The organism is Pseudomonas sp. NFPP25, assembly GCF_900116505.1.
Taxonomy (GTDB): Bacteria; Pseudomonadota; Gammaproteobacteria; order Pseudomonadales; family Pseudomonadaceae; genus Aquipseudomonas; species Aquipseudomonas protegens.
This window is the reverse complement of the sequence record NZ_FPBG01000007.1, coordinates 204,358-218,053: the sequence shown is the minus strand read 5'-3', so window position 1 is coordinate 218,053 and position 13,696 is coordinate 204,358. Positions and strand designations below refer to the sequence as shown.

Sequence of the window (13,696 nt, the reverse complement as noted above, 5' to 3'; positions counted from 1 at the left end):
TTGCGAAAGGAATTGAGCCCGTCATGATTCTGCCTTGGCTAATCCTGATCCCCTTCATCGGCGGCCTGCTGTGCTGGCTGGGTGAGCGCTTCGGCGCCACCCTCCCCCGCTGGATTGCGCTGTTGACCATGACCCTGGAACTCGCTCTCGGCCTCTGGCTGTGGGCCCACGGTAACTATTCATTTGCTCCGGCGCCTGGCGCCGATCCAACTTGGGCCATCGAGTTCAAGCACGTCTGGATCGAGCGCTTCGGCATCAACGTGCACCTGGCGCTGGACGGCCTGTCGCTGCTGATGATCCTGCTGACCGGCCTGCTGGGTATCCTCTCGGTACTCTGCTCCTGGAAAGAGATCCAGCGCCACGTGGGCTTCTTCCACCTGAACCTGATGTGGATCCTGGGCGGCGTGGTCGGCGTGTTCCTGGCGCTGGACCTGTTCATGTTCTTCTTCTTCTGGGAAATGATGCTGGTGCCGATGTACTTCCTCATCGCGCTCTGGGGTCACAGCTCGGCAGACGGCAAGAAAACCCGGATCTACGCAGCGACCAAGTTCTTCATCTTCACTCAGGCTTCCGGCCTGATCATGCTGGTGGCGATCCTGGGCCTGGTGCTGGTGAACTTCAACAACACCGGGGTCATCACCTTCGATTACGCCCAGTTGCTGAAGACCAAGATGTCCACCGCCACCGAGTACATCCTGATGCTCGGCTTCTTCATCGCCTTCGCGGTGAAGCTGCCCGTGGTGCCGTTCCACTCCTGGCTGCCTGACGCTCACGCCCAGGCACCGACCGCCGGTTCCGTGGACCTGGCGGGCATCCTGTTGAAGACGGCGGCCTACGGCCTGCTGCGTTTCGCCCTGCCACTGTTCCCCAACGCCTCGGCAGAGTTCGCACCGATCGCCATGACCCTGGGTCTGATCGGGATCTTCTACGGTGCCTTCCTGGCCTTCGCCCAGACCGACATCAAGCGCCTGATCGCCTTCTCCAGCGTTTCCCACATGGGCTTCGTGCTGATCGGGATCTACTCCGGCAGCCAGCAGGCCCTGCAGGGCGCGGTGATCCAGATGCTGGCCCACGGTGTTTCGGCAGCCGCGCTGTTTATCCTCAGCGGCCAGCTGTACGAGCGCACCCATACCCGCGACATGCGTGAAATGGGCGGCCTATGGTCGCGTATCGCCTACCTGCCGGCCATCAGCCTGTTCTTCGCAGCCGCCTCCCTGGGCCTGCCGGGCACCGGCAACTTCGTCGGCGAGTTCCTGATCCTGATCGGCACCTTCGTCAGCGCTCCATGGATCACCGCGATCGCGACTTCGGGCCTGGTGTTCGGCTCGGTCTACTCGCTGATCATGATCCACCGTGCCTACTTCGGCCCGTCCAAGTCGGACGCGGTACTGCACGGAATGGATGCTCGCGAACTGATCATGGTGCTGGGGCTGGCGGTACTGCTGATCTACATCGGCGTTTACCCGCAACCGTTCCTCGATACCTCTGCCGCCACCATGCATGGCGTGCAGCAATGGCTCAGCACCGCCTTCACTCAACTCGCTTCGGCCCGGTAAGAGCGCTATGGACTTTACGATTCAACACTTTATAGCCCTGGCGCCGCTGCTGATCACCAGCGCCACCCTTGTGGTGGTGATGCTGGCGATCGCCTGGCGGCGCAACCACGCCCAGACCTTCCTGCTATCGGTGGCCGGTCTGAACCTGGCATTGCTGTCGATCTTCCCGGTGCTGAAAGTGGCACCGCTGGCGGTCACCCCGCTGTTGCAGATCGACCAGTTCGCCTGCCTCTACATGGCCCTGATCCTGGTGGCCACCCTGGCCTGCGTCACCCTGGCCCACGCCTACCTGGGCGATGGCAGTAGCGGTTACCCGGGCAACCGTGAAGAGCTGTACCTGCTGATCCTGCTGGCCGCCGCTGGTGGCCTGGTACTGGTCAGCGCGCAGAACCTGGCCGGCCTGTTCATCGGCCTGGAACTGCTCTCGGTACCGGTCTACGGCCTGGTGGCCTATGCCTTCTTCAACAAGCGCTCCCTGGAGGCCGGCATCAAGTACATGGTGCTGTCGGCCGCCGGTTCGGGCTTCCTGTTGTTCGGCATGGCCCTGCTCTACGCAGAAGCCGGCAGCCTGAGCTTCAGCGGTATCGGCCAGGCCCTGGCCGCCACTGGGCTGCCAAGCCCGCTGGCGCAACTGGGCCTGGGCATGATGCTGATCGGCCTGGCCTTCAAACTGTCGCTGGTGCCTTTCCACCTGTGGACTCCGGACGTCTACGAAGGCGCCCCGGCTCCGGTGGCCGCCTTCCTGGCCACCGCCAGCAAGGTGGCGGTATTCGCGGTACTGGTGCGTCTGTTCCAGCTCTCGCCAGTGGCCAGCAGCGGTGTCCTGAGCAACGTGCTGACCGTGATCGCCATTGCCTCGATCCTGGTGGGCAACCTGTTGGCGCTGACCCAGAGCAACCTCAAGCGTCTGCTGGGTTACTCCTCCATCGCCCACTTCGGTTACCTGCTGATCGCCCTGGTGGCGAGCAAGGGCCTGGCCATGGAAGCCATCGGCGTGTACCTGGTCACCTACGTGATCACCAGCCTGGGCGCCTTCGGCGTGATCACCCTGATGTCCTCGCCGTACAAGGGCCGTGATGCCGACGCCCTGTACGAGTACCGCGGCCTGTTCTGGCGCCGTCCGTACCTGACCGCCGTCCTCACCGTGATGATGCTGTCCCTGGCCGGTATCCCGCTCACCGCAGGCTTCATCGGCAAGTTCTACATCATCGCTACCGGTGTCGAAGCGCACCAATGGTGGCTGGTCGGTTCCCTGGTCATGGGCAGCGCCATCGGCGTCTTCTACTACCTGCGAGTGATGGTCACCCTGTACCTGATCGAGCCAAACCTGCGTCGCGTCGATGCCCAACTGCACTGGGAACAGAAAGCCGGTGGCGTCATGCTGCTGGCCATCGCGCTCCTGGCGTTCTTCCTCGGCGTATACCCACAGCCGCTGCTGACCCTGGTCCAGCACTCCGGCCTGGCGGGTTGATCGCTTAGGTTTCAACGCAACAAACAGAACGGCACCTTCGGGTGCCGTTTTGCATTTCAGGGCCCTACCCTCCCCTCTTCCCAGCGAAACTCGGAATCGCCCTTCCTGTCACGTCGGCCCGGTCCGACATTCAGCCCACTGCCGCAGACATAGACTGTTGCCAGATCAAACGCGGCGCTCAGCGGGCCTTGACCAAAGCTGCAGCGTCATCCAGTCTATACGCAGGAAGCGTATGAAATGAATGCTCTGTTTATTGAACTACCGGCATTTGCGCGATACCGAAAAGGCTTCCTTGACGACGAGTTGTTCTGCGAACTGCAGATCGAGTTGCTGCGTCACCCGCACGCGGGTGTTCTGATTCAGGGCACTGGCGGCTTGCGCAAGATGCGTTTCGTCGATGAGCGACGCAACAAGGGCAGGCGTGGCGGGCTGAGGGTGATTTATTACTGGTGGTCCGGAGGAGCACAGTTCTGGCTCTTCACCCTGTTCGACAAGGAGCAGATGGACGACCTGCTACCGCAGCAGCGACAACAGCTCAAACAACTGCTGGAACGTGAAATCGAGGCCAGACGACATGACCAAACGTGACATCTTTTCCGAACTGGTAGAAGGCATCGACGCCCTCACCCAGGAACGCCAGGGCAAGATCACCCTGCGCAGCCATAAAGTGAAGCTCGAAAAGCTGCCGCCCATCACCGCCGCCGAGGTGATGAACATCCGCCAGCAACTCAACCTCTCGCGCTCGGTATTCGCCATGTACCTGCGCACCAACACCCGCACCCTGGAGAACTGGGAACAGGGCCGCGCCATACCCAACGCCCAGGCCACGACCTTGATACGCCTGGTGGAACGCTACCCCGATACAGTGGAGCGCCTCGCCTCGCTGGCCTGATCCGGCACTGTTCGAAGGGCAACAAAAAACCCGCACCAGGCGGGTTTCTTGTTGCAGCGAACGCAGGCTCAGTCAGCCAGGCGCCAGGTCGTACCGCCCTTGCCGTCTTCCAGGATCACGCCCATGGCGGTGATCTGATCGCGAATACGGTCGGACTCAGCCCAATCCTTGTTGGCACGGGCTGCCAGACGGGCCTGGATCAGCGCCTCGACCTGTGCCCCATCGACCCGACCTTCAGCACCGGCCTGCAGGAAGTCGTCGGCCTCCAGTTGCAGCACGCCCAGCACACTGGCCAGCTCCTTCAAGCGGGCTGCCAGACCGGCCGCCGCATCGATATCGCTCTCACGCAGGCGGTTGATCTCGCGCACCATCTCGAACAACACGGCACAGGCTTCCGGAGTACCGAAGTCGTCGTTCATCACCTGGGTGAAACGCTCGACGAAGGCTTCGCCACCGGCCGGCGCCACTTTCGGCAGGCCCTTGAGTGCATGGTAGAAACGCTCCAGCGCGCCCTTGGCGTCCTTGAGATTGTCTTCCGAGTAGTTGATGGCGCTGCGGTAGTGGCTGGCCACCAGCAGGTAACGCACCACTTCCGGATGGTACTTGTCGAGCACGTCGCGAATGGTGAAGAAGTTGTTCAAGGACTTGGACATCTTCTCGCCATTGATGCGGATCATGCCGCAGTGCATCCAGGCGTTGGCGTAGGTCTTGCCGGTAGCCGCCTCGCTCTGGGCGATCTCGTTCTCGTGGTGCGGGAACTCCAGGTCGCTGCCGCCGCCATGAATGTCGAAGGTCTCGCCCAGGCAGCAGGTGGACATCACCGAGCACTCGATGTGCCAGCCCGGACGACCGTCACCCCAAGGCGATGGCCAGCTCGGCTCACCCGGCTTGGCGGCTTTCCACAGGACGAAGTCCAGCGGGTCCTGTTTCGACTCGTCGACTTCGATCCGCGCGCCGATGCGCAGGTCTTCGATCTTCTTGCGCGACAGCTTGCCGTAGCCCATGAACTTGCCGACGCGGTAGTACACGTCGCCATTGCCCGGAGCGTAGGCGTAGCCCTTGTCGATCAGGGTCTGGATCATCGTGTGCATGCCGGGGATATGGTCGGTGGCGCGCGGTTCCATGTCCGGCTTCTTGATGTTCAGCCGCGCCTCGTCCTCGTGCATCGCCGCGATCATGCGCTCGGTCAGGGCCTCGAAGGCCTCGCCGCTCTCATTGGCACGATTGATGATTTTGTCGTCGATATCGGTGATGTTGCGCACATAGGTCAAGTCATACCCGCTGAAACGCAGCCAGCGGGTAATCAGGTCGAAGGCCACCATGCTGCGGCCGTGCCCCAGGTGGCAGTAGTCGTACACGGTCATGCCGCACACGTACATGCGCACCTTGTTGCCATCCAGCGGCTTGAAGACTTCTTTGCTCTTGGTGAGCGTGTTGTAGATCGTTAGCACGTTAGTTCCTTGACTGAATCACTGACCCCAGGAGTCGCGCAGGGTCACAGTACGGTTGAATACCGGAGCGCCTGGTTTCGAGTCCTTGATATCCGCGCAGAAGTAGCCTTCGCGCTCGAACTGGAAACGGTCTTCCGGCTGTGCGTTGCCCAGCGAGGGTTCGGCACGACAACCAGTGAGCACTTGCAGGGAGTCAGGGTTGATGTTGTCCAGGAAACTCGCGCTGTCCTCGGCCTTCTCCGGGTTCGGAGAACGGAACAGACGATCGTACAGGCGCACTTCGCACTCGACGCTGGCGGCAGCCGGCACCCAGTGGATCACGCCCTTGACCTTGCGGCCTTCAGGGTTCTTGCCCAGGGTGTCCGGGTCGTAGGAGCAACGCAGCTCGACGATATTGCCCTCGGCGTCCTTGATCGCTTCATCGGCACGGATCACGTAGCTGCCACGCAGGCGCACTTCGCCGTTAGGCTCCAGGCGCTTGTAGCCTTTGGGCGGCTCTTCCATGAAGTCGTCACGGTCGATGTAGATTTCACGGGCGAACGGCAGCTGGCGCACGCCCAGCGCTTCTTTCTGAGGGTGACGCGGCAGTTCGAGATTCTCGACCTGGCCTTCCGGGTAGTTGGTGATCACGACTTTCAACGGACGCAGCACGCACATGGCACGCGGGGCATTCGCGTCGAGGTCCTGACGGATGCTGAATTCCAGCATGCCGTAATCGACCACACCGTCGGAGCGGTTGGTGCCAACCATCTCGCAGAAATTGCGGATCGATGCCGGGGTGTAGCCGCGGCGGCGGAAGCCCGACAGGGTCGACATGCGCGGGTCGTCCCAACCATTCACGTGCTTCTCGTCCACCAGTTGCTTGAGCTTGCGCTTGCTGGTGATGGTGTAGTTCAGGTTCAGGCGGCTGAACTCGTACTGGCGCGGGTGCGCGGGCACCGGCAGGTGCTCGAGGAACCACTCGTACAGCGGACGGTGGCTTTCGAACTCCAGGGTGCAGATCGAGTGGGTGATGCCTTCGATGGCGTCCGACTGGCCGTGGGTGAAGTCGTAGTTGGGGTAGATGCACCACTTGTCACCAGTCTGATGGTGATGGGCGTGGCGAATGCGATACATGATCGGGTCGCGCAGGTTCATGTTCGGCGAGGCCATGTCGATCTTGGCCCGCAGCACGCGGGCGCCGTCCGGGAACTCGCCAGCGCGCATGCGGGCGAACCAGTCCAGGTTCTCTTCCACCGAGCGATCGCGGAACGGGCTGTTCTTGCCTGGCTCGGTGAGGCTGCCGCGGTATTCCTTGGCCTGGTCAGGGGTCAGGTCGCAGACATAGGCCTTGCCCGCCTTGATCAGTTCCACGGCCCAGTCGTGCAACTGGTCGAAGTACTGCGAGGCATAACGCACTTCGCCGGACCACTCAAAACCCAGCCACTTGACGTCGCTTTCAATGGCGTCGATGTATTCCTGGTCTTCCTTGGCCGGGTTGGTGTCGTCGAAACGCAGGTGCGTGACGCCACCGAATTCCTGGGCCAGACCGAAGTTCACGCAGATCGACTTGGCGTGACCGATGTGCAGGTAACCATTGGGCTCCGGAGGGAAGCGGGTCACGATCTGTGTGTGCTTACCCGAGTCCAGGTCCGCCTGGATGATCGGGCGCAGGAAGTTGACCGGTACGGCCGGTCCAGTCTTGGAATTCGAGGTAGGGTCGACAGTGGGCTTGCTCATAGGATCCTTGAACGTACAAGTGCGTGGCCGGGTGCGGCCTGACAAATCAAAACGGATATCATAGCCGATGCTGTCAAGTACCTGACAGAGCGCAGCTTTAAAACTGCGGCTATTAATGGCAGGCCGGTGAAAAAACAGCCTCGAAATTCGTGGCTGTCACGCTAAACTGCGCTCCTTGGCCACAAGATGGCCAAACCGGTCCGGGTTGCCCGCGCGTCCCGATACCCAGGATTTTCTTGAAAACGCTTCTCCTTATAAAGAGTACCGACCATGACCCAAGTCAAACTGACCACCAACCACGGCGAGATCGTGCTGGAACTGAACGCCGAGAAAGCCCCGTTGACCGTGGCCAACTTCGTCGAATACGTGAAAGCCGGTCACTATGAAAACACCGTTTTTCACCGCGTCATCGGTAACTTCATGATCCAGGGCGGCGGCTTCGAACCTGGCATGAAAGAAAAGAAAGACAAGCGTCCAAGCATCCAGAACGAAGCTGACAACGGCCTTTCCAACGACAAGTACACCGTGGCCATGGCCCGCACCATGGAGCCGCATTCGGCTTCCGCGCAGTTCTTCATCAACGTTGCCGACAACAGCTTCCTCAACCACAGCGGCAAGACCGTGCAGGGCTGGGGCTACGCCGTATTCGGCAAAGTGATCGCCGGCACCGAGGTGGTCGACAAGATCAAGGGCGTGGCCACCACCATGAAGTCCGGCCACCAGGACGTACCCGCAGACGACGTGATCATCGAGAAAGCCGAGATCATTGAGTGATACTGCTGATTTCAGATCTGCATCTGGAAGAGGAGCGCCCGGACATCACCCGGGCGTTTCTGGAATTACTCGGTGGGCGCGCCCGCGCCGCCGAGGCGCTGTACATCCTCGGGGACTTTTTCGAGGTATGGATCGGCGACGATGCCATGACCCCCTACCAGCTTTCCATTTGCCAGGCATTGCGCGAGCTCAGCGACAGCGGCACGCAGATCTTCCTGATGCATGGCAATCGCGACTTCATGCTCGGCAAGGCCTTCTGCAAGGCGGCCGGCGCCACCCTGCTCAAGGACCCCAGCGTCGTCGACTTCTACGGCGAGCCGGTATTGCTGATGCACGGTGACAGCCTGTGCACCCGTGACGAAGCCTACATGCGTATGCGCCGCTACCTGCGCAACCCGCTGAGCCTGTGGATTCTGCGCCACCTGCCCCTGGGCACCCGGCGCAAGCTGGCGCGCAAGCTGCGCAACGAAAGCCGGGCCCAGACCCGCATGAAGGCCAACGACATTGTCGATGTGACCCCGGACCAGGTACCGCAGGTCATGCAGGAACACGGGGTGCGCACCCTGGTTCACGGCCACACCCATCGCCCGGCGATCCACAAGCTGCAGATCGGCGAACAAGCCGCCAAGCGCATTGTGCTGGGGGACTGGGACCGTCAGGGCTGGGCGCTGCAGGTGGATGAGCAGGGTTTCCAACTGGCGGCGTTCGATTTCGTACCGACGCAACTGGCGCTGCCCGGTTCGCCCTGAACGGACGCCCTCGCTGCCGTAGGAGCCGGCTTGCCGGCGAAGGGAACAGCAAGCCTTGCATGGCCCTGTCGGGCGCCTTCTCTGGCAAGCCCGCTCCTACAACAAATGCCCTACCATAGGAGCCGGCTTGCCGGCGAAGGGGCCAGCAAGCCTTGCATGGCCCTTTCGGACGCCTGCGCCTGCGACGAAGGGCATCAATGCCCCGCCGCGGCTGGGCCGGCCTTGGCAGCGAATGGCGGCTTGGCCAGCCAGACCAGCAGAATCAGGCCCATGAAGCCCCAGCCCAGCAAGGTGAAGTAGTCCACGGTCGAGAGCATGTATGCCTGGCTGGTCAGGACTTGATCCAGCTGCGCGTAAGCCTTGGTGCTCGCGCCTCCGAGATTGCTCAGCGCATCCCGGGTGACCGGGTCGAAGATGCTCATGCTTTCGCTCATGTAAGCGTGATGCTGGTCTGCCCGGCGAATCCAGATCCAGGTGGTCAGCGACGCCGCAAAACTGCCCCCCAGAGTCCGCAGGAAGGTTGCCAGGCCAGCGCCGTCGGCGATCTGGTGCGGTGGCAGGTCGGACATCAGGATGCTCAGGGTCGGCATGAAGAACAGCGCCACGCCGATGCCCATGAACAGTTGCACCAGAGCGATGTGCTGGAAGTCCACTTCATTGGTGAAACCGGCACGCATGAAGCAGCTCAGGCCAATGGCCAGGAATGCCAGCCCGGCCAGCAGGCGCAGGTCGAACTTGTTCGCGTACTTGCCGACAAAGGGTGACAACAGCACCGGCAGGATGCCGATCGGTGCCACCGCCAGCCCCGCCCATGTCGCGGTGTAGCCCATCTGGGTCTGCAACCATTGCGGCAGGATCAGGTTAATACCGAAGAACCCGGCGTAGCCCAGCACCAGCACTATCGTGCCAATGCGGAAGTTGCGGTGCGCGAACAGCCGCAGGTTGACCACCGGATGCTGGTCGGTCATTTCCCAGATGATGAACACCGCCAGTGCGATCACCGAAATCGCCGCGCCGATGATGATGAAGTTCGACTCGAACCAGTCCAGGTCATTGCCCTTGTCGAGGATCACCTGCAACGCGCCGACGCCAATGACCAGCGAAATCAGCCCGACATAGTCCATCGGCTGACGGCTGGTGACCACCGGGCGCTTGGCCAGCTGCGAACGCACCACCATCACCGCAAAAATGCCGATCGGAACGTTGATGAAGAAAATCCACGGCCAGCTGTAACTGTCGGTGATCCAGCCGCCAAGAATGGGACCAGCAATCGGCGCCACCACCGTGACCATTGCCAGCAATGCCAGGGCCATGCCGCGCCTGGCGGGTGGATAAACGGCGATCAACAGGGTTTGCGTCATCGGGTACAACGGCCCGGCCACCAGGCCTTGCAGCACACGAAAGCCGATCAGCTCAGGCATCGAGGTCGAGATGCCGCAGAGAAACGAGGCCAGCACAAACAGCATCGTCGCCCAGAGAAACAGTTTTACCTCGCCAAAGCGCCGGCTGAGCCAGCCGGTCAGCGGCAACGCAATCGCATTGCTCACGGCGAACGAGGTAATCACCCACGTGCCCTGCTCCGAACTCACACCAAGGTTGCCGGAAATGGTCGGCAACGCCACGTTGGCGATGGTGGTGTCGAGCACCTGCATGAAGGTCGCCAGCGACAGGCCGATGGTGCTGAGCAACAGGCTGGGCGGCGTGAAAGAAGCGTTATTGCTCATCGCGAATCCTTTGGAACCGGGGTGGCGCTGCGCCCCTGTGGGGCGAGCAAGCTCGCACCCACAGGGTCAGTGGCGAATCAGCGTTGCGCGGTTTTGCTGACCACAGCGCTGTTGTCATGGATCAGCTGAGCGATCATCGCGTCGGCTTCGGCCAACTGCCGGTCGTAGACGTTGGTGCTGAACGAGGCCTTTTGCTGCGGTTGCTGCGCCAGTACCGGGCCGCTCTGGTCATGCAGGTTCACTTCAACATTGGTCGACAGCCCAACCCGCAGTGGGTGCTTGGCCAGCTCTTCGGCATTGATGTGAATCCGCACCGGCACACGCTGCACGATCTTGATCCAGTTGCCGGTGGCGTTTTGCGCGGGCAACAGAGCAAACGCGCTGCCGGTGCCGGCGCCGAGGCTGTCGACGGTGCCACTGTATTTCACGCTGCTGCCGTAGATGTCGGACTCGATGTCCACGGGCTGGCCGATGCGCATGTCACGCAGTTGGGTTTCCTTGAAGTTGGCATCGATCCACAGTTGATCCAGCGGGATCACCGCCATCAACGCCGTACCCGGTTGCACTCGCTGGCCGAGCTGCACGGTGCGTTTGGCAACGTAACCGGTGACCGGCGCGATCAGGGTGCTGCGCGCATTGGTCAGGTAGGCCTGACGCAGATCCGCAGCCGCCGACATCACGTCCGGGTGCGACGAGACCACGGTGTCATCGACCAGCGCACTGGTGGTTTTCAACTGCTGCTTGGCGTTGGCCAGGGCGTTTTGCGCCGAGGTCAGGTCGTCGCGGGCGTGGGACAGTTCTTCCTGGGAGATCGCGCCGCCAGCGGCAAGGTTTTTCCGGCGGTTGAAGTTGTCCTGAGCCTTCTGCACTTCGGCCTGTTGCGCGTTGACCTGGGCTTTCATGCCGTCGACATTGCTGTACAGGCCGCGAACCTGACGCACGGTACGCGCCAGTTTCGCCTGGGCACTTTGCAGACCGACTTCGGCATCGTTGGGGTCGAAGTTGATCAGCACCTGACCTTCGTGGACCAGGTCACCATCGTCGGCGCCGATGCTGACCACGGTACCGGTCACCAGCGGAGTGATTTCAACGACGTTGCCGTTGACGTAGGCGTCATCGGTGCTCTCATTCCAGCGCCCGATGAATTCGTGATAAGCCCAGACACCGGCACCGGTGAGGGCCACAACGATGGCCAGCACCAGCAGCATCACTTTGCGCTTGCGCGGATTGCCGGTGTCTTGCGAGTTGTCTTGAGCTTGGGTGTTTTCGGCAGTGGCCATGACAAATACCTGAATTAGTTGTGCGGCGTAGCTGGAATGGCGTTGGCTGCGCTCAGGGTCTCGCCCTGAAAGCCCCCGCCCAGCGCTTGCATCAGTTGAATCGACAGATCGATCTGCTCGGCATTGAGGTTGGCCAACTGACGTTGGGCCTGCAGCAGTTGCTGCTCGATGCTGAGCACGTCCAGGTAGTTGCCGATGCCGGAACCGTAACGCTGGACCACGGTGTTATAGGAATCCTGAGCAATATCGGTGGCGTGCTGTTGCGCGCCGATTTGCCGGCCGATGTCACGCAACTGGTTGATCGTGTCGCTGACATCACCCAGCGCTTTCACCAGGCTTTTGTTGTACTGCGCCACCGCCAGATCGTAATCGGCGTCACGCGAATCGAGGTTGGCGCGCAGGCGCCCGCCATCGAAGATCGGCAGCGAAATGGTCGGGGCGATGCTGAAGAAGCGACTGGCCGAACCAAACATTGCGTCACCCAACAGGGATTCGGCACCGGCGGACGCCGTAAGGTTCAGGTTGGGATAGAAGCGGGTTTTCGCCGAATCGATGTCTTTGCTCGCGGCCTCTACACGCCAGCGGGCGGCGACCAGGTCCGGGCGACGGCCAAGCAGCTCTGCCGGAAGAACCGAGGGCACTGCCACGGCGCTGGCTTGCAATACTTTGGGCCGGGCGATTTCACTGCCACGATCCGGGCCTTTGCCGAGCAGCACGGCCAGGGCGATTTTCGCACTGCTCAGGCGTTTTTCGGCGTCGATCAGACTGGCTTCGGAACTGGCTTCCAGACTCTGGGTTTGCTGAAGCTGGTACTGGCTGTCGATCCCGGCGCTCAAGCGACGCTGGCTCAGATCGAGCATTTGCCTGGTGCGCTTGAGGTCGTCGCTGGCCAGGTCATAGACGATGTGCGCCTGCCCCAGATCGCTGTAGGCCCGGGCCACATCGGCGGCGAGGGTCAATTGCGCGGCCTGACGGTCGACTTCAGCAGCACGGGCCTGGCCGAGTGCGGCTTCCCAGGCATCACGCTGGCCGCCCCACAGGTCGAAGTTGTAATTGAAGCCGGCGCTGATGTTACGCACGGTGGCGTAGGCATCGCCCTGCCCCAGCGGATCCTGATCCTTGGCCAGGCGCGAACGGCTGATGCCGGCGCTGGCGTCGAGGGTCGGATAGCGTTCGGCATCGGCGGCATACGCGGCGGCGCTGGCCTGATGGGCACGGGCGGCGGCGATCTGCATGTCCGGGCTGTCGCGCAGGGCTTCGCGGATCAGACCGTCGAGCTGTGGATCGCCAAGGCTGGTCCACCAGTCGCTTTTCGGCCATGCCGCAGGCGACAGGGTCACACCGTTGAGGGATTGGCCGGCCTTCAGGCTTTTCGCGTCGAGATTTTTGCCTTGGGTATCGAGGCCGCTGTAATTGGCGCATCCGGCAAGGATCATCGCCGACAGCACCAGCGTCAGGCTGCTGCGCAAGGTTTTACTGCTCATTGTGTTCACCTAAGCGCTGGATGGTGATCGGGTCACCGGCGGCCAGCAGGATTTTCTTGAGGATGTATTCCAGGGTCTTCAACTCGTCCGGGGAGATCGCGCCAGCCAGTTCATTCATCGCGTCGGCGCCGATCTGCGGCAGCCGATCCGTCAACTGCTGGCCCTGTTCGGTCAGGGTCAGTTGCACTTGGCGGCGATCACCTTCGCTGCGTTGGCGAGCCAGGAAGCCCTTCTGCTCCAGACGATCGAGCATGCGTGTCATCGAACCGCTGTCCAGCGACAGGTGCCGGCACAGCTCGGCCGGGGTATCGACGCCGAACTGGGCCATGATGATCAACACTTTGAACTGCGCGGCAGTGATGCCGTGGGGTTCCATGTGGGTGTCGATGATCCGGTCCTTGAGCAATGCGGCGCGGCCCAGCAACAGGCCGAGATGGCAGGTTTTGAATTCGTCCGGGGTGAAATGCTTCATGTGCCCACCTAATAACTGCCTAGGCAGTGAATATATGTCGAGATGTTACTGCCTAGGCAGCGAATGTCAACGCAATAGTTAGGTTGCTTTGTAATTAGTTGACCAATGGACTGGGTTTTTATGT

At 61.6% G+C, this 13,696-nt stretch carries 12 protein-coding genes; 6 read left to right on the top strand and 6 right to left on the bottom strand.

Annotated elements, in window-relative coordinates; translation table 11 throughout:
- The first annotated feature begins 23 nt into the window (after window positions 1–23).
- The 4 genes from nuoM (at window position 24) to BM382_RS26180 (ending at window position 3,919) form a co-directional block, all read left to right on the top strand.
- A complete protein-coding gene (nuoM, locus tag BM382_RS26195) occupies window positions 24–1,556 on the top strand; it encodes an NADH-quinone oxidoreductase subunit M (RefSeq protein WP_011062195.1) in 1,533 nt (510 codons plus the stop codon).
- Window positions 1,557–1,563: 7 nt separating this feature from the next.
- On the top strand, window positions 1,564–3,027 hold the full coding sequence (gene nuoN / locus BM382_RS26190) for an NADH-quinone oxidoreductase subunit NuoN (protein ID WP_011062196.1): 1,464 nt from the start codon (window positions 1,564–1,566) through the stop codon (window positions 3,025–3,027).
- A gap of 237 nt (window positions 3,028–3,264) precedes the next feature.
- Window positions 3,265–3,615 (top strand): hypothetical protein, encoded by a 351-nt coding sequence (locus tag BM382_RS26185; protein WP_011062197.1) that lies wholly within the window; start codon window positions 3,265–3,267, stop codon window positions 3,613–3,615.
- Window positions 3,602–3,919 carry a helix-turn-helix domain-containing protein gene (locus BM382_RS26180; protein WP_011062198.1) on the top strand — a complete coding sequence of 106 codons (318 nt, stop codon included), beginning with the start codon at window positions 3,602–3,604 and terminating at the stop codon, window positions 3,917–3,919. Before BM382_RS26185 ends, BM382_RS26180 begins: the two co-directional genes overlap by 14 nt.
- Before the next feature lie 68 nt (window positions 3,920–3,987).
- Here BM382_RS26180 and cysS read toward each other — a convergent pair whose 3' ends face one another.
- On the bottom strand, window positions 3,988–5,370 hold the full coding sequence (cysS, locus tag BM382_RS26175) for a cysteine--tRNA ligase (protein ID WP_072444511.1): 1,383 nt from the start codon (window positions 5,368–5,370) through the stop codon (window positions 3,988–3,990).
- 18 nt (window positions 5,371–5,388) lie between these two features.
- Complete coding sequence (locus tag BM382_RS26170; protein WP_019092838.1) at window positions 5,389–7,089, bottom strand: glutamine--tRNA ligase/YqeY domain fusion protein; 1,701 nt, start codon at window positions 7,087–7,089, stop codon at window positions 5,389–5,391.
- Window positions 7,090–7,359: 270 nt separating this feature from the next.
- On the opposite strand from BM382_RS26170, the gene BM382_RS26165 reads away from it, so the two are divergent.
- Together BM382_RS26165 and BM382_RS26160 are read left to right on the top strand one after the other, a co-directional pair.
- Window positions 7,360–7,863 (top strand): peptidylprolyl isomerase, encoded by a 504-nt coding sequence (locus BM382_RS26165; protein ID WP_011062201.1) that lies wholly within the window; start codon window positions 7,360–7,362, stop codon window positions 7,861–7,863.
- Window positions 7,860–8,612, top strand: a complete 753-nt coding sequence (locus BM382_RS26160) for a UDP-2,3-diacylglucosamine diphosphatase (protein WP_011062202.1) — start codon at window positions 7,860–7,862, stop codon at window positions 8,610–8,612. Before BM382_RS26165 ends, BM382_RS26160 begins: the two co-directional genes overlap by 4 nt.
- Before the next feature lie 194 nt (window positions 8,613–8,806).
- On the opposite strand, the gene BM382_RS26155 is transcribed toward BM382_RS26160, so the two are convergent.
- The 4 genes from BM382_RS26155 to BM382_RS26140 form a co-directional block, all read right to left on the bottom strand.
- Window positions 8,807–10,336, bottom strand: a complete 1,530-nt coding sequence (locus BM382_RS26155) for a DHA2 family efflux MFS transporter permease subunit (protein WP_011062203.1) — start codon at window positions 10,334–10,336, stop codon at window positions 8,807–8,809.
- A 77-nt stretch (window positions 10,337–10,413) separates the two neighbouring features.
- Window positions 10,414–11,616 carry an HlyD/EmrA/EmrK family protein gene (locus tag BM382_RS26150; RefSeq protein ID WP_011062204.1) on the bottom strand — a complete coding sequence of 401 codons (1,203 nt, stop codon included), beginning with the start codon at window positions 11,614–11,616 and terminating at the stop codon, window positions 10,414–10,416.
- A gap of 14 nt (window positions 11,617–11,630) precedes the next feature.
- Window positions 11,631–13,100, bottom strand: a complete 1,470-nt coding sequence (locus BM382_RS26145; protein WP_011062205.1) for an efflux transporter outer membrane subunit — start codon at window positions 13,098–13,100, stop codon at window positions 11,631–11,633.
- Window positions 13,090–13,572, bottom strand: a complete 483-nt coding sequence (locus tag BM382_RS26140) for a MarR family winged helix-turn-helix transcriptional regulator (RefSeq protein ID WP_011062206.1) — start codon at window positions 13,570–13,572, stop codon at window positions 13,090–13,092. Before BM382_RS26140 ends, BM382_RS26145 begins: the two co-directional genes overlap by 11 nt.
- Window positions 13,573–13,696 lie beyond the last annotated feature (124 nt).

Bases quoted from the DNA above. Each gene is read 5' to 3' on its own strand.
- nuoN (WP_011062196.1), top strand. From the start codon at position 1,564: ATGGACTTTACGATTCAACACTTTATAGCCCTGGCGCCGCTGCTGATC.
- BM382_RS26165 (WP_011062201.1), top strand. From the start codon at position 7,360: ATGACCCAAGTCAAACTGACCACCAACCACGGCGAGATCGTGCTGGAA.
- BM382_RS26170 (WP_019092838.1), bottom strand. From the start codon at position 7,089: ATGAGCAAGCCCACTGTCGACCCTACCTCGAATTCCAAGACTGGACCG.
- nuoM (WP_011062195.1), top strand. From the start codon at position 24: ATGATTCTGCCTTGGCTAATCCTGATCCCCTTCATCGGCGGCCTGCTG.
- BM382_RS26155 (WP_011062203.1), bottom strand. From the start codon at position 10,336: ATGAGCAATAACGCTTCTTTCACGCCGCCCAGCCTGTTGCTCAGCACC.
- BM382_RS26145 (WP_011062205.1), bottom strand. From the start codon at position 13,100: ATGAGCAGTAAAACCTTGCGCAGCAGCCTGACGCTGGTGCTGTCGGCG.
- BM382_RS26140 (WP_011062206.1), bottom strand. From the start codon at position 13,572: ATGAAGCATTTCACCCCGGACGAATTCAAAACCTGCCATCTCGGCCTG.
- BM382_RS26150 (WP_011062204.1), bottom strand. From the start codon at position 11,616: ATGGCCACTGCCGAAAACACCCAAGCTCAAGACAACTCGCAAGACACC.
- BM382_RS26185 (WP_011062197.1), top strand. From the start codon at position 3,265: ATGAATGCTCTGTTTATTGAACTACCGGCATTTGCGCGATACCGAAAA.
- BM382_RS26180 (WP_011062198.1), top strand. From the start codon at position 3,602: ATGACCAAACGTGACATCTTTTCCGAACTGGTAGAAGGCATCGACGCC.